Here is a 21,253-nt window from a genome sequence, read left to right on the forward strand (position 1 = left end):
GTTATAAACCGGGTGCATTTATACTTATTTTTTTGCCATTAATTTCAAAAGTAAAATCGGTATCAATACTTATAATCTTTAGAATATCAGCTATTGAAAGTTCGTTGGTTTTAAATTTCCCAGTAAATTTTTGATCTTCTAAAAAAGGGTAATTTATTTCTATTGAAATATTATAGTTTCGTTCTAATTTAGTTATTAAATTTTTAAAGTCGGTGTCTTTAAATACTAATTCTCCTTCCATCCACGAAATACATTCTGAAGGAAGTATTTCAATAATAGTTGATGATTGGTTTTCTTTATCCCATTTATAGCCAAAACCGGGTGATAGGTTTACCGTATCTTTTTTACGGTTGTTTTCGTTGATAACGTTTATTGATCCTTCTAATAAAGAAGCTTGAGTAATTTTATCGTCGCCATAGGCAGAAATATTAAATTTGGTGCCAGTAACCAAGATCTCTACAGATGTAGTTTTAACCAAAAAAGGTCTTCCAAAGTCTTGTTTTACTTCAAAATAGGCTTCACCTGTAAGCAGAACTTCTCTATTGCTTTTTTCTTCAAAATAAGAAGGATAAGTTAATGACGATCCGGAATTAAGATGAACTAGCGTGCCATCTTCAAGCACCACTTCAAAAGTTTTTCCAAAAGGCACATTTATGGTGTGCATCTCGTATTTATTCGGGGTTGTTTTATTTGAATATTCAAGCTTCTTGTCATTTAAAGTAGCTTTGTGACTGTTGTTAAAATTTAAAACCTGATTAATGGTGTTTTCAGGTATTATGATGTTTTTACCATCTTCTAAGCTAATGGTAACGAAGCTATTAATTTCAGGCTTTTGTGTTTTTATAATCGAATTAAAAACAATACCACCAATGGCTAAAAATAAAATTATAACCGCTGCATACTTTAAAATAGTTCTTTGATAATAATTTTCAGCAGTTTTAAAGCCAACTGCTTTTTTAACTTTTGCTAATTCTTTCGCCTCATATTTGTAATTACTATTTATGGCCCAAGATTGCTTTAGCTTAATAAATGTTTGTTTGTTTTTTTCGGATTTATTGATCCACTCAAATAATTGTGCGGTTTCTTTTTCGCTAGTCTTAAAACGAAGATACTTGTATATAAGTTTATTAATCACTTGTTAATTGGTGTTTCTTTTAGTAAACCTACATCGATAAAAACCCTAAGAAAATATTTAAGATAAATAATCTGCTAATTCAATTCTAAAATATTTTAGAGCTTTAGTCATGTGAGCTTCAATAGACTTAATAGATAAATTTAAAATACTTGCAATCTCAGCATTTTTTAAATTTTCAATTCTTTTTTTAATGAAAATGGTTTTAGTGGGCTCCGGCAAATTTTCTATGCAGTGATTAATCTTTGATTCTAGTTCACTCAATGTAGCAGAATCAAATTTAAACGATTCAAGAATATCAATATTTAATTGATTTTCATAATTATGTATTATTATACTCTTACTTTTTTGTTTTACAATTTCATGCCTTAAAATATTCAGGCAATTTGATTTTGCTGAGGTATATAAAAAAGACTTTATTCCTGCGGGCGTATTAATGGTTTCTTTACTCTTCCAAAGGTGAATGAAGGCTTCTTGAGCTATACTTTTAGATTTATCTTCATCTTTAAGAAACTGTATACAAAATCCAACAATTCTTGAGTAGTAATTATTAAAATAAAAATCAAACGCGCGCTCCTGTCCTTTCTTAAAATTTAAGAAAATGTCATTTTCATTCGTGTGAGGATTATATGTACTCATATATGAAAATTGAGCCGTTATTTTGACTAATTTTTAAATTATCATTTTGCATCATCCAAAACTCCAAAAAAAAAACTAGAAATAAAAATATTATATAAATTCAAACTATTGTTTATATTTGCAGCCCGATATTTTCGGAAAGTCTACGCGGGCGTGGTGGAATTGGTAGACACGCCAGACTTAGGATCTGGTGCCGCGAGGTGTGGGAGTTCGAGTCTCCCCGCCCGCACAAACTTAAGAAGAACGTTATTCTAATAGGGTAGCGTTTTTTGTTTAATTGAAATAAGCGGGGAGACGAGAAGTTTATGCTGAGCGAAGTCGAAGTAAGTCTCCCCGCCCGCACAACTTTAAAAAGAACGTTGCTCTTGTCGGGTGGCGTTTTTTTGTTTATAAAATCATTTAGTTAAGTCAAATAATAGGCCTTTCTGGCAGCCATTTCTACCTACTAAACTAAAGCTTGAGTTCTTAAAACAGTCTCTAGAATTTTTACTTCATGCAACGTTTTCTAAGCCCCTTTGAACCTGCAGATTTCTTTTCTCGAAATGACTAATATCATTGATTACATGAGTTTTTGAAGATAACTTTGTTAGGCAATGTTATTGTAAAAGTTTAAAGTTGCGCTCGTATTTCCAATTTAACTAATCATAACAGTCAATGCACATTAATCTTATATCATATTTTGAAAACACAGTCGATTTATTCCCGGATAAAACGGCTATTGGTGATGGAGAGTCACGGCTAAGTTTTAGTGAACTCAAGCAAAGCGCACAGCAATTGGCTGGATTTATCTCAAAACAATCAGAGTCAATCAATCTCCCAATTGCTGTTTTTTTGCCAAAAGGTAATGATGCTGTCGTTGCATTTATCGCCATTTTGTATAGTGGTAATTGTTATGCACCACTAGATGTTAAAAATCCTGAAAATAGAATCCAATCTGTTATCAATGTTTTACAGCCTGTCGCTGTAATTACCAATAACGCCTATTTTAATAAATTATCGGCCTGTAATTTAAATGTTCAAATTATTAATATTGATACCATTGATTGGTTGCAGAGTGAAACCAACAGTTTTAATTACATTCATTGCATTGACACCGATCCTGCTTATATTATACATACTTCTGGATCAACTGGTGTCCCCAAAGGGGTGGCTATTTCGCATAGATCTATTTTTAATTACATCAATTGGGCAATTGATACTTTTGATATTACAGATAAGGAAATTATCGGTAATCAAGCGCCCTTTATTTTTGATAACTCAACGCTAGACTTATATCTCATGATGTTTACGGGCGCTGAGCTTCAAATCGTGCCGGAGCAACTGTTTATGTTTCCTGCAAAACTTTTAGAATTTTTAGAATTGAATCACATCAATTTTGTGTTTTGGGTACCTTCTGTATTAATTAATATTGCCAATTTAAAACTTCTTGAATCGGTAAAAATTAGATCTCTTAGAAAAGTCTTATTTGCAGGTGAGGTAATGTCTACTAAACACTTAAATTATTGGATTAATAATTTAGATAAAGACGTCTTATTCGCCAATCTTTATGGACCTACAGAAATCACTGTTGATTGCACCTATTATATTATCGACAGAACTTTTAAAGACAATGACGTCTTACCAATAGGTAAACCTTGTAAAAATACCGACATCATTATTTTAAATGATCAGAATGAAATTTGTAGTCAAAATGAATTCGGAGAACTCTGCGTAAGAGGTACTTCGCTCGCCTTAGGTTATTGGAACAATTTTGAAAAAACAGATGCCGTTTTTGTACAGAACCCATTAAATAATTTTTATCCTGAAAAAATATATCGAACCGGCGATATTGTTTTTACAGATGCGTCTGGCGAGATTATTTACGTTGGAAGAAAAGATCGACAAATAAAGCATTTGGGCTATAGGATTGAATTGGGTGAAATTGAACATGCGATTTTAAGTACATTCGATTCTATAAATGCTTGTGTTGTATATGATCATAAAGCTAAAGAGCTTGTTTTATTTTATGAATCTACAACCGAAATTTCCGTTAAAGATTTTAGAATAAAACTTACTTCAGTACTGTCTAAATATATGATACCAACAAAATATATTAAAACAGAGCAACTGCCCTTAACCATGAGCGGAAAAATAGATAGAGTTTTACTAGAAAAAACAATTTAATATGAAACTAGTTTTTTTTGGGGAAGACACCTTTAGCGCTCATGTTGTTGAGTCTCTAATTTTTGATGGGCATCAAATAATGGCTGTATTTTGCCCAATGTATCAAAATCATATTCACGCCCGATTGGAATTAATTTGTAAAAAACATCAAATTGAATTTTATAGGGTAAATGATATTAATTCAACAGATAATGAGGCTATTATTAAAAGTCTTAAACCGGAATTAATTGTGGTGTGTCATTTTGAAAAAGTTCTAAAGAAAAATATTATCAATATACCACTTCTTGGATGTATCAATTTACATCCTTCTTTGTTACCTCATTACCGAGGGTTGTCTCCCCAACATTGGCCAATTATCAATGGTGATGATGAAACCGGAATAACAGTTCATTTTATAAACGAAGGGATAGATACAGGAAATATTATTCTTCAGCAAAAAATTAAAATTGAACCTGATATGCACGTTGCAAGCTTGCAACAAAAAATGTTAGCAACGTATAAACATATTGTAAAAGATGCTATTGAATTAATAATGGCGAAAAAAATAACACCTGTTTTGCAAAACCCATCAGAGGGAAGCTATTATGGAAAACTACAAGAAACGCAGTGTAATATAGAACTTCAAAAGGGTTGCGATGCTGCTTATAATCTTATAAGAGGCGTTTCAGAGCCTTATTACGGTGCGCAATTAAATGGCTACAAGATCCGGAGTGCCATTAAAGCTTCAAAAGCGTTAAACAATGAAATACAGACTAAATATGGTGCTAATAACCTGTATCTCGATGCCGATTTGGGAATGCTAATAAAATTTAGTGATGGGAGTCTTATTGTAAATAAATATAGCAAGATTAATAATTAAAAGCATATCATGAAGGACAAAATACTACAGCAATTATCTGAAATTAGACCTGAATTTGATTTTAAAGAATCATCAAATTTTATAGCAGAAGGCTTACTGGATTCTTTCGATGTCGTACAGTTGGTAGCAGCCTTAGATGAACATTACAATATTTCAATTGATGGTATGGATATTATACCTGAAAATTTTTCAAGTATCGATAGCATACTTGCGATCCTAATTAAAAATGGAGTAAAAAATGAACTTAAAATTCAAGAATAAAAGAATATCCGGAATTCTAACCGTTCTGCCAGAAAAAGAGATAAAGTTTGAAGATGAATTGGATAACTATAATTTCTCGAAGAGCCAATCAATGAAACTTAAATTGGTTATGGGTTACGATAAGCGAAGGGTAATTAAAGAGGGTACAACGTGTTCAGATTTATGCATTTTTGGATTGAATTATCTTTTTGAAAAGAATCTGCTCAAGAAGGAAGATATTGATGCCATGGTTTTGGTGACTCAGTCTCCAGATTATTTTATGCCGCCTACCAGTCACGTTATTCATGGTAAACTAGATCTAAAACAGGATATGGTGTGTATGGATATTAATCAAGGCTGTTCTGGTTATATTGTTGGCCTTAATCAGGCATTTATGTTGCTGGAGCAAGAGGAAATTAATAAAGTTGTATTATTAAATGCAGATATTCTAAGCCAAAAAGTATCAAATCGCGATAGAAATAGCAACCCCATCATTGGCGATGGTGCCTCCATAACAATTATTGAAAATGATAACAATAACACAAACATATTTGGAGCAGTTAAGGTAGACGGAACAGGTGCGGAGGCTTTAATAATACCTGCCGGCGCATTTAAGATGCCATCCAGCAACGAAACGTCAGAATTAAAAGAAGATCAGTCAGGAAATCTTAGATCGTTAGATAATTTAAAAATGAAAGGTGATGAGGTTTTTAATTTTGTACAACGAGAGGTTCCACCTATGATTGAAAATCTTCTCCAGAAATCAGGTTATAATAAAGATGATATTGATTATTATCTGTTTCATCAACCCAATAGATTTATGCTAAGAAAACTAGCCGATAAAATTGGAGTACCTTATGCTAAAATGCCTGATAATATTGTAGAAAATTTTGGCAATGCCAGTGGCGTTTCTGTCCCAACGGCAATTACATATAATTTAGGAGATACATTAGTCAACGAGTCATTTTTAGTGTGTATGGCAGGCTTCGGAACCGGTTTAAATTGGGCCGCTTTAATAATGCGCATGGATAAATTGATGTTTTGTGAATTAATCAATTATAAATAGTGTTATGGAAAAATTTAAGGGCATTATGGCCGAAGTTTTAGAAGTAGATTCGATAGAAATGACAGACGAGCTCACTGCTTTTGACAGCTGGGATTCCTTAACAATTTTGTCGATTATAGCAGTGGTTTCAGACGAATATCATGTTGAATTGACTAGAGAAGAAATTGAAAACTCGTTGACAATTTCGGGTTTAAAGGAATTAATTGAAATTAAACAGGAGTGTACACCTTCATTAAAATAATAAATGAAAGGTAAGATAGTGGCTCTTTGTCATTATCATTATGAGAGGATTGTACATTTTGAGTTTTTAAACAAATAAAAATTTCAAGCGTCTAAGAAAATAAAGATATCCAATTTAAAGGAATGAAGCTATGAGAAATGTAATCATTGTTGGAACAGGTGGCTGTGCGGCTGAAGTCACATTTTATATTGAAAATCACAACGAATTTGTTAAAAACGAAGATCAAATACAAATTCTGGGGTATATAGATTACAAAAACGTTGCTGCAGATAATTACGACAAATACCAATTTAAAGCGCCTCTTTTGTGCGATATTCCTTCATATAAACCCAAACCCGGTGAAGAACTCTTAATTGCCATAATGGATGTGCATTCTAGAAAAAAAGAGATTGAAAGATTAGAAGCCAAAAACGCCAAAATAGGCAGTTTTATCCATCATAGCGCCATAGTTTCTGAGAATATTGATATGGGAATAGGAACAATAGTCTTTCCTTTTTGTGTAATTGAAAAATACGCTAAAGTTGGTAATTATAATTTGTTAACAACCTATAGTTTTATAAGCCACGATTGTGTGATTGGGGATAATAATTTTTTCTCGACAGCAGGTATAGCCGGTAATGTAAAAATTGGAAACAATAATTATTTTGGTTTGCGTTCATCGGTAATACCAGGTAAAGAAATTGGCAATGATAATGTTATACAAGCCGGAATGATGATTGATAAGAATATAAAAGATGATACAACCGTGTTTTACAGATATAAAGAACAGGTTTTGGCCATACCAAAACCAATATAGAACTAAAGTTTTTAATTATTGTTTTTGAGCTCACTCTGTCGCATAGGCATGGCATCAATTTTTGAAAATAATTCTTCCGTTGTTAATACCGCGTTTTGCTCGAGCTTAATACCACCATCAAGTCCAATTAAAATTACTTTAAAGGGTTCTCCGCTTTTTGTGTATGATGCGCACAGTTCTGAATTATACACCCAAGTGTTGTCTTTATTGGGTATCTGCCGGTTTTCCGGTAAGATTTTATAAATAATTAGTTTTCGCGATTTTAAACCTTTTCTGTCTGTACTCAATTCCTCAAGTTGTTTTTGAAAGATTTCAGAATCACCATCGCTTGAGATTACAAGTACAAGCCTGTGCTTCCATTGGTGTGATTCAAAATTTTGAGCACTCATTGTCATATTTGTAATTGTTAGTAAAGCAATAACTATTATTTGTTTCATAACGAATTTAACTTTTTAAAATGATTGAAGTTGAACGGACCTAGATATCAATCCTTCGCCACTCACCTTTAATTCCATACTGCCGGCTGCTTCTGTAGATTGAACTAAAACCACCAGTTTCCCGCTGAATAACTTCATGGTTGGCAGGTGGAATAACTCTAACGAAGTTGGATCGCCATTACAAACTGCTCTAAAAGTGCCGTTGCCACTGACTTCAAAATTGAGTTGATTGTTTGCGGTAGGACAGGGAATACCATTTTCATCAACAACCGAAACGGTTACAAAAGATAAATCTTCACCATTGGCTTTTAAAACGGTGACGTCTGGTTCTAAAACAATTTTATGGGGTTTTCCGGCAGTTTTAATAACTTTTCCTACTACCTGTTTGCCATTGTCGTCAAGCGCAATCACTTTTAAAGTTCCGGGCTCGTATGTAACGTCCATCCACATGAGTCGGTAGCGTTCTTGTGGTGAACCGTTTTTGGTTTTGGTTTGTATGCCTTGACTTTTTCCGTTTACAAATAATTCGGCGCTATTGAAATTGGTGTACACAAAAACCGGAGTGGTTTGGCCTTCTCGACCTTCCCAATTCCAGTGTGGTAATATATGAAGGGTTGGTTCTTTGGTGTTCCAACGACTTCGGTACAGGTAATAACGATCTTTGGGTAAGCCGGCTAAATCGGCAATACCAAAGTATGAGCTTCTTGATGGCCAGAATTCGTCGTAAGGAGTGGGTTCGCCTAAATAGTCAAAACCTGTCCATACAAATTCGCCTAACACCCAAGGCTTGTCATCTTGCAAAATAAAATCGTCTTCGGGTAAATTAGACCAACTGCAATACTCTAAGTCGTATGAAGACGATTGTAAATCGTCGTAAGTTTTCATACTTCCTTTTTCAACAGGAAATTTGTAGACCCCGCGTGAACTCACTGTTGAAGCAGTTTCAGATCCTAAAATAAATCCTTGCGGAAACCGTTCATAGGCTTCTTCATACAAATGAACGCGGTAATTTAATCCGGGAATATCCATAATAGCACCAAACCCCGATTCCATAACTGCTTTCACCTGATCCATTCCAACAGTAACGGGTCTGGTTGGGTCTTCTCTGTGAAAAATATCCTGCAACCATTTGGCGCGTTTCACGCCTTCGCTACCCCATTGATCGGGGACTTCGTTGCCGGAACTCCACATGACAATGCTTGGATGATTCCGGGTGGCGTGCACCAGATTGACAATATCTTTTTCGGCATAGTCGTCGAAATATAAATTGTAGCCATTCTTAACTTTTGGGACTTTCCACTCGTCAAAACTTTCTGCTAAAAACATAAAACCCATTTCATCGCAAAGTTCTAATTGCTCTAATGAAGGCATGTTGTGCGAACTTCTAATGGCGTTAACGCCTAAATCTTTTAAGATAGTAAGTTGCCTTCTTAAGGCTGATGTATTGATGGCAGCACCCAGCGGACCTAAGTCGTGATGCAAACAAACGCCTTTAAATTTGGTGATCTCGCCATTAAGACTAAATCCTGTAAGTCTGTCGAATTTAATCTCTCGAATGCCAAATTTGGTGCTTATTTCATCTTTTAAATCATTACCTGAATAAAGTTTGGTTACGGCTGTATATAAATAAGGCGTATCCGGACTCCAAAGTTTTGGGGTTGGTACGGCCAGATTTTGATCGAATTCGTTATTGAATAAACTTTCACTTTCTTGTGCAGTAATTACGTTGCCTTTAGCGTCAAAAATGGTTGTAATAAGTTTAAGATCATTGCCTGTTACTTTAGTTTTTATATTCACCTTGGCAAGCTCTTTAGTGATGATTGGTGTTGTTATAAATGTACCCCAATGGTCAATACTTTCTCTGTTCTTTACAATTACCTTGACATTTCTGTATAAACCGGCACCGGGATACCAACGTGATGATTGTTCGCGGTTATTGAGTTTAACGGTTATCAGGTTATTTTCGGGTTTTACATATTTAGAAATATCAAAATGAAAATAGGCGTAACCGTATTTCCATTCACCAACTTTTTGTCCGTTAATAAATACTTCGGGTTCGCTCATGGCACCATCAAATTGAATGATAACCTTTTTGTTGTCGTCTAAATTGGGCACAGAAAAAGTATTGCGATACCAGCCTTCACCAATGTAAGGTAGGGCTCCTGTTCTGCCTGTTTTTTCGGTGGCAACGGATTCAAAATTCTGCATAATAGCTACTTCTTGTTTGTCTATTTCTTTATCAAACGGACCATAAATAGCCCAATCGTGCGGAACGGTTACTGTTTCCCAGGTTGAATCATCAAATGATGGATTTACAGCATTTGGATGTTGGCCTTTTTGAAATTTCCATCCTTTTTTTAAGGTGATAACTGTTCTGGTTTCGGGCTCAATTTTTTCAGCACAACCAAAACAAATTAAAAGTATCAAGCATATAAAAGGAAGATTGCGCATGTTATTCGGCGAAGTTTAAGTTATAGAATTGCATTCCCAAATTAGTTTTATTATTGTGATCGAATAGGGTGGCATTATCCCAGTGAGATCCTTGCCCCCAAAGTGTTGAACAACCGGTAGAGACCCAAGCAGGTTCCCAATAAACCACACCTTTTCCACCTGCATCAAAAATGGCTTGACTAAGAGCGGTTAAATAATCCTGTTGGCCTTGTTGTGTTGCCGGAAAGCCTTCAATTAAGGCATCGGTTCCTAAAATATTTCCGGCTTGATCCACGTCGGTTAGAGTAAATGGGTAAGCGGTTTCAACTACCATTAATTTTTTATTGTAAGTGTTGATAAGTGTTGATAAGGCTTGGCCTACATTATTCAAATTGTAGGTAGACCATTTGGGATAATAGGACAACCCAATCCAGTCGTAATCGGTTACAGCATTGGCGGAAGCTTGTTCAAACCACCATAAGGCATTTTCAGGTTGAGCAATGTGTAACATAACGTCAACTTCTTTTTGTTGTTGTGTGGAGAAGTCTCGAACGGCAGAGATGCCTTTGTTGATAAGAAAGGCATTGCGTTGCCAATCTATAGGCCATTGTAATTCGCCGTCCTGTAATATCATTGCGTTAATTTCATTACCAACCTGAACGATGTCTGGTGTAAGATTTAAATCGGCCAAATTGTTTAAGGTGGTAAGGGTGTAATTGTAAAGTGAATCGCCTAAAACTTCGGTATTATGAATGTGTTCTATCCAGGCGGCAGGAATTTGTTGTTTTTCCGGGTCTGCCCAGGAATCGGAATAATGAAAATCTAACAATACATTTAAATTGTGTTCTTTGGCTCTGGCAATGCTGAGTTTAACGTCTTCAAAATTAGAATAGTTGGTCCAGTCAGGATTATGCCAAAGTCGTATTCTCACCAAATTGGCACCTGCTTCTTTAAATATCTGATAAGGGTCTTTGGTAATGTTGTTTGCATCTTTATAAAAGGCACCACAATCTTCCATTTCATTGACGTAGGATAAATCAGCGCCTTTGTAAAACAAAATGTCAGGTTCGGGATTGGTGATTTGTTCGTTCTCTTTATTGTTATCTGTGTTACAATTGAAAAGAATTACAGAGAAAAACATCAAAAGAAAAACTTTTTTCAAAGTAGCTATAAAATCGGAAATATTTAAATTACAGTTCATTTGATTGTTAATTAAACAGAAAAATTCGTGTTTGATTACAAAAGTAACAAAATATTTTTAATAAAACCTACCAGTACCTACCAGTTTTTTATATATTTGCGAAATGAACCTAGTCACCGTACATAGCAAATTAGATATACCTAAGTACAAGCAAATTGTAAAATCTATAGAAAATGCCATTCAAACAGGCGAGCTAGTAAAAGGTGATAAGTTGCCTTCTATTAACACCATTAAAGATGAATTTGGTTTATCACGAGATACGGTGTTAATGGCGTTTAACGAGTTAAAAACACGGGGGATTGTACATTCCATAGCCGGAAAGGGTTATTATGTAAAAAGTACCGACATTAACGTTACTCAAAAAATATTCTTGCTGTTTGACGAGCTCAACGCATTTAAGGAAGATTTATATAATTCCTTTCTAGAGACCTTGGATGACAATGTTCAGGTAGATATATTTTTTCATCATTTTAATTTTGAACTATTTAGCAAACTTATTTTCGACAATGTAGGTAACTACAGCTATTATGTAATTATGCCGGTAAATTTTAAGAATACGGCGGCTGTACTGTCAAACCTTCCTGACGACAAGGTTTTTATCCTGGACCAAACTAGCGATGAGCTCAAACATTATCCCGCAGTTTATCAAAACTTCGAAGCGGATATTTACAGCAGTCTTCGCGCAGCTAAAATGCATATTCGTAAATACAACAAACTCATTTTATTATTCCCTGAAACCAAACAGCCTTTGGGAATGCTCACCGGATTTCAAAGGTTTAAAAAGGAAATGAGTATTACCAATGAAGTTATTTCAAGTCTAGAAAAACGGATTCCGCAAAGAGGCGAGGTTTATTTGGTATTAGACGATCAAAACCTGATTAAGCTCATCAAAAAAATAAAGTCGGTTGGACTAAAATTAGGTGAAGATATTGGCATTATCTCCTATAACGATACTATGCTAAAGGAAGTGGTTGAAGACGGTATTACCACCATTTCAACCGATTTTAAATTAATGGGGAGAAATCTCGCCAAGATGATTTTTTCGGGAGAACACAAACAAATAGAGAACCCTAATTATTTAATTATTAGAAAATCTTTGTAAAGATGCCTAAGGAAGTTAGTAATAATGTCAACGCGTCAAATTCGCAGGAAAAACAAGCTATTTTGAGGGTTGGAGATTTCAATTCATATTTTGAAGTTGCACCGAGCCAAGGCGGCAGAGTCACCAATCTTGTTATTGAAAACATACCCATTATCACCGAACCTGATGGTATTGATTATGCCGATAGTTATGCAGCTTCGGTGTTGTTTCCGTTTCCGAATAGGATAGAAGATGGCGTTTATAATTTTAATAATGTTGATTATGTGTTGACTTGTAATCAAACTAAGGAACACAATGCGCTGCATGGCTTAATTTACAATCAAGCTTTTGATGTTGTTGAGCGAATTCAAAATAAAGAAAAGGCAGAAGTCAAACTTGATTATGTTTCTGATGGCAGTTTTGAGGGATTTCCTTTTAAGTTTAAAGTTGAGTTGACTTATGAATTGTTTGGCAATGAATTTTTGTGTCAAATCAAAGTTGCCAATGCCGATGCATATGCTTTTCCATTCGCATTGGGCTGGCATCCTTATTTTTCTACTTCAGAAAAAAATAAATCATCACTTCAGTTTAAATCTAAAAATCAACTTATTAATAACCATCGCAACATTCCGGTAGAAGTTAAGTCTCGTCTTGAAGCGGTGAGCTTAAATTTTGATCAATCTTTTGATGATTGTTTTGAGCTGGCAAGTAATGAAGCGTTATTTCAAACACCTCAATATCAGCTAACGCTTAAGCTCGATAACACCTCAAATTATTTACAAATCTACACACCTGCCGATGCAAGTGTCATTGCCATTGAGCCTATGACAGCACCAGCCAATAGCTTTAATAACGGATTGGGACTAAAAATTCTCGAAGCCGGTGCAAGTCATACCGAAACCTGGATGTTAATAATTAATAAAACCAACTCTTAAATAAATCATATGCAAATTTTATCTTTCATCGCGTTTACAGCTCTGGTCGCCATCATTGCGTATCTAAAAACCAGAAACACACCCAATACCAATTCTGATGGTTATTTTCTGGGCGGAAGAAGTTTAACCGCCGGCGTTATTGCGGGGTCGTTATTACTCACCAATTTATCTACCGAACAGATCGTTGGATTAAACGGCTCGGCCTATACCAGTGGTATCTCGGTAATGGCGTGGGAAACATTAGCGGCTATCGCCATGATTTTAACAGCTATATTTTTGTTGCCCAGATATTTAAAAAGTGGGTTGACTACCATTCCGCAATTTTTGGCGAATAGATTTGATGTCACTACCAAAACCCTTACGTCTGCGTTATTTCTAACCGGTTATGCGGTAGTATTACTGCCTATTGTGTTGTATTCAGGTTCGCTGGCCATTAGCGGTATGTTTAATGTACCCGAACTCTTAGGTATTTCACACACGCAATCTATTTGGATTTGTGTTTGGTTAATTGGTATTGCCGGTATTTTCTACGCGGTTTTTGGCGGACTGAAGGCAGTGGCAATATCAGATTCTATCAACGCTATTGGTTTACTCACCGGTGGTTTGTTAATTCCGGTTTTTGGTTTAATTATGGTAGGCGATGGGAGTTTACTCGACGGCATCAGCATATTGATGAATGAAAACCCCGAGAAATTTAAATCGATGGGTGCCAAAACCGATCCTGTACCATTTCACACCTTATTCACCGGGATGATGCTGGTTAATCTGTTTTACTGGGGTACCAATCAGCAAATTATTCAACGGGCTTTGGCGGCGAAAAATTTACAAGAAGGCCAGAAAGGACTCCTTTTGGCTGGATTTATAAAAATCCTGGGGCCAATTATTGTAGTGTTGCCCGGAATTATTGCGTATCATATTTTTGAAGGTCAGCTTGAAAATACCGACAGCGCCTACCCAATGTTGGTAAACGCCGTGCTGCCAAAAGCTTTTGTTGGCTTTTTCGCTGCGGTACTTTTTGGTGCTATTTTAAGCTCTTTTAATGGCGCTTTAAATAGTTCAGTAACTCTTTTTGGTTTAGATATTTACAAGCAGCATTTTAATGCCAATGCCAGCGAGCGTCTGGTAGTTAGAAAGGGTAAAACCTTTGGGATATTACTGGCAGTTTTTGCGATGTGTATTGCACCGTTTATTGAAAAAGCAGGAAGTTTGTTTGACTATTTGCAAGAGGTGAATGGTATTTACAGTATTCCTATTTTAACGATTATTGTGGTTGGTTTTGCCACCAAACGGGTACCGGCAATTGCCGCAAAAATAGGGCTGTTGTCTGGTTGTTTGTTATATGTGGTAAGTCAGTTTTTACTACAGCCATATTTGGTAAACAAAGCCTTGGCAAATGCCGCCAACAATGGTATCGCCGATGCGGCGAGTCTGGCTATTGTTAAAGCCGATGCCTATCCACATTATCTGGATGTAATGGCTATTCTTTTCATTTTAAATATTGCCATCATGCTTGTTATTGGCAAACTATATCCAAGAAAAGAAGCCTATGTGCAGGAATATACCAAACAGGTTGATATCACGCCATGGAAACCTGTTTACATAGTTGGTGGTTTAATTACCCTGATGGTTATTTTAATTTATTATTATTTCGCTTAGATATGAGTAAAAAGATAGTTAAAAAAGTTTACAGCAAGTTTAAGAATTACTTCAAAAGCGAACCCTTGTTGGTATTCGCACCGGGAAGAATCAACTTAATAGGAGAACACACCGATTATAACGACGGTTATGCATTTCCTGCTGCCATTAATAAAGGCATTGCCGTAGCGATAGCAAAATCCCACGCGTCGGTTTCTAAAGTTGGTGCCTTAGATAAAGATGAATTGTATGAATTTGATATAAATGAGGTAAAACCACTGGAAAACGGCGGCTGGCGCAATTATGTTTTAGGTGTTATTGGTGAGATGCAAAACCTTGGCATTATACTGAATAATTTTAACATGGTGTTTTCGGGGAATATTCCCGGTGGTGCCGGTATGTCTTCTTCGGCAGCCTTAGAAAACAGTGTGGCTTTTGCACTAAACGAATTGTTTGATTTAAAACTTTCAAAAAAGCAAATGATTTTAATTTCTCAAAAAGCCGAACATAACTACGCCGGTGTCAATTGTGGTATTATGGACCAATACACCAGCATGTTTGGCGAGAAAAAAAGTGCTTTGTTGTTAGATTGCAGAAGTATTACCTCTGAAGCTTTTAAAGTAGATTTCAAAAATTATAAACTGGTTTTAATTAATACTAATGTTAAACACGATCTCTCTGAAAGTGCCTATAACGATCGAAGAGCTGTGTGTGAAAAAGTTTCAGAAATGCTTAAAGTAACGGCCTTAAGAGACGTTTCTGAAGACGATTTGTCTAAAATAAAAGATGAGCTTTCAGAAGCAGACTATCAAAAAGCGCTGTATGTTATTCAAGAAAATCATCGGGTTTTAGAATTTATAGAAGCAGCTAAAAATTCTGATGTAAAAACGATGGGTCAGCTGCTCTATGCGTCGCATAAAGGTTTAAGCAAACAGTACAAAGTAAGTTGTGAGGAACTGGATTTTTTAGTTGATTTTGCCAGGTCAACCAAAGGCGTTGTTGGCGCCAGAATGATGGGTGGCGGTTTTGGTGGTTGCACCATTAATTTGGTAAGAGAAGATGTGGTAGACCATTTTAAAAAGTCGGTGTCTAAAGCCTTTAAAAAAGAATTTAAAAACAATTGTTCCATATATATGGTAAAATTATCTCAGGGAACAAGATTGGTTTCAATTTAAAAATAAAGTCATGAATGCACACTTAAAAGAATATTCTCACAGACGATATAACATTTTAACAGGTGAATGGGTGCTGGTATCGCCGCACCGCACCAAAAGACCTTGGCAAGGCAAACAGGAAGACCTGGCTGCCGAACAACGACCTGCGCACGATGCCAGTTGTTATTTATGCCCCGGAAATACCAGGGCTAATGGCGAAAAAAATCCGGAATACAAAGACGTTTTTATATTTGAAAACGATTTTGCCGCCTTACAAACCGACGCTCCAACTTTTAAAGTGAGGGACGGATTGATGATCGCCGAAAGCGAAAGTGGCATTTGTAAAGTGGTATGTTTTAGTCCTGATCACTCCAAGAGTTTACCCGATATGGCTGTGGAAGACATTAAAAAAGTGGTCAATGCCTGGCAGCACGAATATAAAACCCTGGGTGACATGGAAGGAATAAACCATGTGCAAATTTTCGAAAATAAGGGCGATGTCATGGGCTGCAGTAATCCGCATCCGCATGGTCAGATTTGGAGTCAGAGTACCATTCCCAATGAGGTGGCGAAAAAAGACCAACAACAAAAAGCCTATTTTGAAGAAAAGCGAAGCAGTTTATTAGGCGATTATTTAGAACAAGAATTGGCACTCAATGAACGCATCATTTTTGAAAACAAGCATTTTATAGTTTTGGTGCCATTTTGGGCAGTTTGGCCATACGAAGCTATGATTGTACCAAGACATCACCTCAAAAACATTTTAGAAATGGATGATGATACTTGTATGAATTTTGCCGAAGCCATTTCAGTCTTAACTCGCAAATACGATCGATTATTTAATACCTCATTTCCATATTCAGCAGGGATTCATCAATCGCCTACCAACGGCCAAAACAATGAGCATTGGCACTGGCATATGAGTTTTTATCCGCCATTATTGCGTAGTGCCACCGTTAAAAAGTTTATGGTAGGTTACGAAATGTTTGGCACACCGCAACGTGATATTACGGCAGAAAGTGCCGCTGAAATGTTGAAAAGTTTATAAATAAAACCACTAAAAATGAACTATTCCGGTTACAAATATGCTATTCTCATTTTTCTAAGCTTCATTATTTTTCATCATACACCTGCACAAAATGGCAACGTTTATGTAGATAAAGAAGGTGTGATGCGATGGGAACAAAACCGGGAAGAAGTGAAGGGTTTTGGAGTTAATTATTCGGTGCCGTTTGCCCATGCGTATCGTTCTGCAAAGCGACTTGGAATTAATCCTAAGGAAGCCATAGACAACGATGTGTATCATTTTAGTCGCTTGGGATTTGATCTGTACCGTTTGCATGTTTGGGATACCCAAATTAGTGATGTAGATGGCAATTTATTGGAGAGTGAATATCTGGATGCTTTTGATTATTTACTTCATAAATTAACTGAAAACAACATCAATTACGTCATCACACCCATTGCATTTTGGGGCGATGGTTGGCCCGAACCTAATACCGAAACGCCGGGTTTTTCACATAAATACGGCAAAGACGATTGTCTTACCAATCCCGATGCTATCAAGGCACAACAAAATTACTTGTATCAGTTTTTAAATCACGTCAATCCTTATAAGGCTATTGCTTATAAAGACGACCCCAATGTGATTGCCTTCGAAATCAGCAACGAACCGCATCACACCGGAGACGCCAAGGAGGTGACCAAATTTGTGACGGGTATGGTCAAAGCCATGAAACGCACCAAAACTAAAAAGCCCATTTTTTATAATATGAGTCATGGCGTTCATTTTGCGGAAGATTATTTTAAAGGAGGTGTTCAGGGTGGCACTTTTCAGTGGTATCCCACCGGCTTAGGTTACCAACGCGAAATTCCGGGGAATCTATTGCCAAATGTGAACGATTATCGCATACCATTTGAGGGAAGTTTTAAAAAATTTAAAGGCGCCAAATTGGTGTATGAGTTTGATGCCGCCGATGTCAACAAATCCTACATCTATCCTGCCATGGCCAGAAGTTTTAGAACGGCAGGCATTCAAATCGCCACGCATTTTGCCTATGATCCAACATTTTTAGCCTATGCCAATACCGAGTATAACACGCATTATATGAACTTGGTTTATACGCCCCAAAAGGCATTGGCTTTGAAGATTTGTGCTGAGGTATTCAGAGAAATTCCCATGTACTCAGATTTCGGGACCTATCCTGAAAATACTTCGTTTGGGAATTTCAAAGTTGATTATGAATCGAATTTGGCCATTTATAATTCCGAAGAAAAATTCTTTTATACCAATACCCATACAGAAGGTCCAAAAGACCACAATAAACTGAAAGAAATGGCAGGTTTTGGAAACTCTACATTGGTAAACTATACCGGAACCGGAGCTTATTTTTTTGATAAATTAGAGGATGGATTATGGCGTTTGGAAGTTTTGCCCGACGCCCTTGTGGTAGATAATCCCTTCGGAAGAAACAGCCTCAACAAAACGGTTGGGGTTATCAATTGGGAAACTCACAATATGGCCGTTGATTTAAAGGATTTGGGTAGCAATTTTATAATTCAAGGTATTAATAAAGGCAATGATTACAAATCAAATTCCGAAGGGTCAGTGTTCCAAATTGGGCCGGGTACCTATATACTTTCGAATAGCTCAAGTTCTTACAATTGGAACGCCACTGACGATTTTAAAACACATCAACTCAATAGTTTTTTCGCCCCTGAAGCAACAATAACAAAGGCATGGTTAGAGCATGAGCCCAAAACAACAATTGTTGAAGGTACTCAGATTGAAATTTCCTTAAAATACATCGCACCTACGATGCCTAAAAGTATCAAACTCTCTGGGTTTTCAGATGGTAAAAGAGTTGAATTCGAATTAAATAGGGCTTCTGCTTATCAATATAAAGCAACCATTCCTGCTGGTGTTTTAAAAGAAGGTTTTTTTGAATATTACATCATCGTTGAAAATGAAGATGACGAATTTACAACCTATCCGTCCGGTACATCGGGGCAACCCACAGATTGGGATTTTTACAAGCGGGAGCCTTATAAATCTACGGTTGTTTCAGCTTCAAATCCGATATATTTATTCAACGCGATCGAAGATGCTCCATTATTGGTGGCACCATGGAGAGGTCCGTTTAAGCTTTTGCCAACTGCCAACCCTAATGAAGCTATTTATAACATCAACATAGATAAGCTTTGGATTGAGGATATTGAAAACCTAAATGCCGAGCCCATTTACGACTACAGTTTTAAGCATTTTGTGATAGATAAAATTAAAGGACTTAACAATCTTTCGGGTAAAAATAGTCTTGTTCTAAAAGGGAAGTCGTTATACGATAAACCCGTTAAATTACAAGTCGCATTGGTGATGAAAGACGGTTCTGCATTTGGTAAAGTGATTGAAATAAGTCCTGAAATAAGCGACTATAACATTGATTTATCAGAATTACAACCCGTAAAAACGGTGACGCTACCAAGACCTTATCCAACCTTTCTCCCTTATTATTTTGAGCACAACAATCAAACAAATTTTGATATTGAGGCAATTGAAAGCATTCAGTTTTCTATTGGTCCGGAGATTGATTCTGCTCAGTTAAAAGAACCGCATGGTGTTGGAATTGTGCATTTGAGATTGGAATAAAAAAGGCTGCCTGAACTCGTGGAGCCCTCGCTATCGTACGATTGCATGGTATGTGCCAAGCTTAGTTACTTGTTTTTAAATTTGCTTTAATTACTGTTAATTAAACAAATAAGTAATTTTATGGCATGAGCAGGAATTATAAATTTACTTTGTCAGTTCGACTGTCGTATCGGGTCATAATCCTGAGGGATTATACTTTGTCAGTTTTGCAGTCCTTCAATGGCATGATATCTTACGCCTCTTCCTAAACCAGTGGTCAAAATCAAACCCTCTTTCACTAGATATTGTAAGTCTTTTTTCAAGGTATTTCTGGAATATTGTGGTAAATCCTTGGCTAAATCCATTATTTGTATGGTTCTTTGCTCATTAATATATTCTATAACCTCTTTTTGTCTATCATTTGTGCCAACCTTGAGGTTGTTATAGATTTCGTATTTAGCGTTAAGTTTACCGGTTAGATTAATTAGACAATCCAAAAAGAATATAACCCACTTGTCTAATAGCTCTTCATCTGTTTCCCTATGCTTTTGGGTCTCCATAAGAACACGATAATACATATCCTTTCTATTCTCAACCTCATGCTCAAACGACACATACGCTATAAAGTTATAACCTTGCTTTAATAGTAATAATGTGGTTAGTAACCTTGATAATCTACCATTACCATCTTGATAAGGGTGTATGGATAGGAACTCATATACGAATATGGCCGTTATAAATGCAGGATGGAGTTTCTTTTCCTCCAATTGATGATTGGTCCATTCTATTAGTTCTTGCATCTCACCAGCGGTCAAATGAGGTTCTGTGGTTTTAAAGATTATCTTTTGCCCACCATCAGGATAATTGGCTACTACCTGATTGGATAGGCTCTTATATTGACCTTTGTGTCGTTGATCTTTACTGCTGTATTTTAAGAGAATAGAGTGCAGTTGGTGTAAATACCGCTCAGATAGGTCTATCTCATTATAGTTTTCCAATATCAACTCTAGTGCTTCGTAGTAGCCTACAACTTCTTGTTCTTCGCGTTTGTCTAGATTATTGATATGAAGGGATTTAAGAAGCTGTTTTACTTCATCATCGGTAAGTGTAGCTCCCTCTATCCTAGTGGATGACCCTATACTTTGAATTGTAGCAATTTCACGCAGCTCTTTGAGATATCGCTTCTCTTTGTTCTCTATAAGATCCCACTTGCCCTTAAACAAATCTATCTGACTCAATTTCTGTATGATTTCCTGAAATATGGCAGGTTGAAATGCTATTTTGTGAAATATATCCATTTTGTATCCAATTTTATCTGATTACAAAGATATACATTAATAGTATCAGATATATCCATTTTTTATCCAATTTTATCTAATTAAACAAAAGGCGTCTAAAAACAATAGGGATAAACAAGAACAATAACCAGCAATTATCTTTGAAATAATGCACTTTAAACTGGTAATACTCGCTACTGATAGTATGAATCTTTAATGCTAAGAATATAACATAAAGTCATAGTTTAATATTAAGTTCTTTCATGTACTGATGAAGTAAAAACTCAAAAATTGTATAAAGCTATTTTTGGTTAACACGGTATGACTCCTTTGGTTTAAAAT

General features: G+C 36.0%; 18 protein-coding genes and 1 tRNA gene. 13 read left to right on the plus strand and 6 right to left on the minus strand.

Annotated elements, in window-relative coordinates; all coding sequences use genetic code 11:
- Window position 1: 1 nt before the first annotated feature.
- Window positions 2-1,135 carry a FecR family protein gene (locus FJ651_RS13465; protein ID WP_140991066.1) on the minus strand — a complete coding sequence of 378 codons (1,134 nt, stop codon included), beginning with the start codon at window positions 1,133-1,135 and terminating at the stop codon, window positions 2-4.
- A 57-nt stretch (window positions 1,136-1,192) separates the two neighbouring features.
- Window positions 1,193-1,771, minus strand: coding sequence for an RNA polymerase sigma-70 factor (locus tag FJ651_RS13470; RefSeq protein ID WP_140991067.1), 579 nt, complete (start codon window positions 1,769-1,771; stop codon window positions 1,193-1,195).
- A 147-nt stretch (window positions 1,772-1,918) separates the two neighbouring features.
- Between FJ651_RS13470 and FJ651_RS13475 the strand changes: the two genes are divergently transcribed.
- From FJ651_RS13475 to FJ651_RS13505, 7 genes are all read left to right on the plus strand, one after another.
- Window positions 1,919-2,000, plus strand: a tRNA-Leu gene (locus FJ651_RS13475).
- A 425-nt stretch (window positions 2,001-2,425) separates the two neighbouring features.
- Window positions 2,426-3,934, plus strand: coding sequence for an amino acid adenylation domain-containing protein (locus FJ651_RS13480; protein ID WP_140991068.1), 1,509 nt, complete (start codon window positions 2,426-2,428; stop codon window positions 3,932-3,934).
- A gap of 1 nt (window position 3,935) precedes the next feature.
- Window positions 3,936-4,793, plus strand: a complete 858-nt coding sequence (locus FJ651_RS13485; protein ID WP_140991069.1) for a methionyl-tRNA formyltransferase — start codon at window positions 3,936-3,938, stop codon at window positions 4,791-4,793.
- A 9-nt stretch (window positions 4,794-4,802) separates the two neighbouring features.
- Window positions 4,803-5,054 (plus strand): acyl carrier protein, encoded by a 252-nt coding sequence (locus FJ651_RS13490; protein WP_140991070.1) that lies wholly within the window; start codon window positions 4,803-4,805, stop codon window positions 5,052-5,054.
- Window positions 5,032-6,099, plus strand: a complete 1,068-nt coding sequence (locus tag FJ651_RS13495; RefSeq protein ID WP_140991071.1) for a 3-oxoacyl-ACP synthase III family protein — start codon at window positions 5,032-5,034, stop codon at window positions 6,097-6,099. The genes FJ651_RS13490 and FJ651_RS13495 overlap by 23 nt, the downstream gene beginning before the upstream one ends.
- Before the next feature lie 4 nt (window positions 6,100-6,103).
- Window positions 6,104-6,340 (plus strand): acyl carrier protein, encoded by a 237-nt coding sequence (locus FJ651_RS13500; RefSeq protein WP_140991072.1) that lies wholly within the window; start codon window positions 6,104-6,106, stop codon window positions 6,338-6,340.
- Window positions 6,341-6,470: 130 nt separating this feature from the next.
- Entirely contained in the window at window positions 6,471-7,136 is a 666-nt protein-coding gene (locus FJ651_RS13505) for an acetyltransferase (RefSeq protein WP_140991073.1), read from the plus strand.
- Window positions 7,137-7,147: 11 nt separating this feature from the next.
- Here FJ651_RS13505 and FJ651_RS13510 read toward each other — a convergent pair whose 3' ends face one another.
- From FJ651_RS13510 to FJ651_RS13520, 3 genes are read right to left on the minus strand one after another with little or no spacing between them, the layout of a single operon-like run.
- Window positions 7,148-7,573 carry a DUF4174 domain-containing protein gene (locus FJ651_RS13510; protein WP_140991074.1) on the minus strand — a complete coding sequence of 142 codons (426 nt, stop codon included), beginning with the start codon at window positions 7,571-7,573 and terminating at the stop codon, window positions 7,148-7,150.
- 15 nt (window positions 7,574-7,588) lie between these two features.
- On the minus strand, window positions 7,589-10,024 hold the full coding sequence (locus FJ651_RS13515) for a DUF4982 domain-containing protein (protein WP_140991075.1): 2,436 nt from the start codon (window positions 10,022-10,024) through the stop codon (window positions 7,589-7,591).
- Window position 10,025: 1 nt separating this feature from the next.
- Window positions 10,026-11,204, minus strand: a complete 1,179-nt coding sequence (locus tag FJ651_RS13520; RefSeq protein WP_140991076.1) for a glycoside hydrolase family 53 protein — start codon at window positions 11,202-11,204, stop codon at window positions 10,026-10,028.
- 103 nt (window positions 11,205-11,307) lie between these two features.
- Here FJ651_RS13520 and FJ651_RS13525 point away from each other — a divergent pair, with 103 nt between their 5' ends.
- Genes FJ651_RS13525 through FJ651_RS13550 form a run of 6 tightly spaced genes read left to right on the plus strand, consistent with a single transcriptional unit; the run spans window position 11,308 to window position 19,655 of the window.
- Window positions 11,308-12,306, plus strand: a complete 999-nt coding sequence (locus FJ651_RS13525) for a GntR family transcriptional regulator (RefSeq protein ID WP_140991077.1) — start codon at window positions 11,308-11,310, stop codon at window positions 12,304-12,306.
- A 2-nt stretch (window positions 12,307-12,308) separates the two neighbouring features.
- The gene (locus FJ651_RS13530) at window positions 12,309-13,220 is read left to right on the plus strand and encodes an aldose 1-epimerase (RefSeq protein ID WP_140991078.1); all 912 of its coding nucleotides are present in this window, start codon (window positions 12,309-12,311) and stop codon (window positions 13,218-13,220) included.
- A 9-nt stretch (window positions 13,221-13,229) separates the two neighbouring features.
- Window positions 13,230-14,876 (plus strand): solute:sodium symporter family transporter, encoded by a 1,647-nt coding sequence (locus tag FJ651_RS13535; protein ID WP_140991079.1) that lies wholly within the window; start codon window positions 13,230-13,232, stop codon window positions 14,874-14,876.
- A gap of 2 nt (window positions 14,877-14,878) precedes the next feature.
- Window positions 14,879-16,030: a galactokinase gene (gene galK / locus FJ651_RS13540; protein WP_140991080.1), complete on the plus strand. Its 1,152-nt coding sequence runs from the start codon at window positions 14,879-14,881 to the stop codon at window positions 16,028-16,030.
- 10 nt (window positions 16,031-16,040) lie between these two features.
- The gene (locus FJ651_RS13545; protein ID WP_140991081.1) at window positions 16,041-17,057 is read left to right on the plus strand and encodes a UDP-glucose--hexose-1-phosphate uridylyltransferase; all 1,017 of its coding nucleotides are present in this window, start codon (window positions 16,041-16,043) and stop codon (window positions 17,055-17,057) included.
- A gap of 15 nt (window positions 17,058-17,072) precedes the next feature.
- Entirely contained in the window at window positions 17,073-19,655 is a 2,583-nt protein-coding gene (locus FJ651_RS13550; RefSeq protein WP_140991082.1) for a glycoside hydrolase 5 family protein, read from the plus strand.
- Between the two features lie 200 nt (window positions 19,656-19,855).
- Here the strand turns inward: FJ651_RS13550 and FJ651_RS13555 are convergent, their stop codons facing one another.
- Entirely contained in the window at window positions 19,856-20,932 is a 1,077-nt protein-coding gene (locus tag FJ651_RS13555; RefSeq protein ID WP_140991083.1) for a Fic family protein, read from the minus strand.
- Window positions 20,933-21,253: the final 321 nt, after the last annotated feature.

This window comes from Paucihalobacter ruber, from assembly GCF_006494535.1.
GTDB lineage: Bacteria > Bacteroidota > Bacteroidia > Flavobacteriales > Flavobacteriaceae > Paucihalobacter > Paucihalobacter ruber.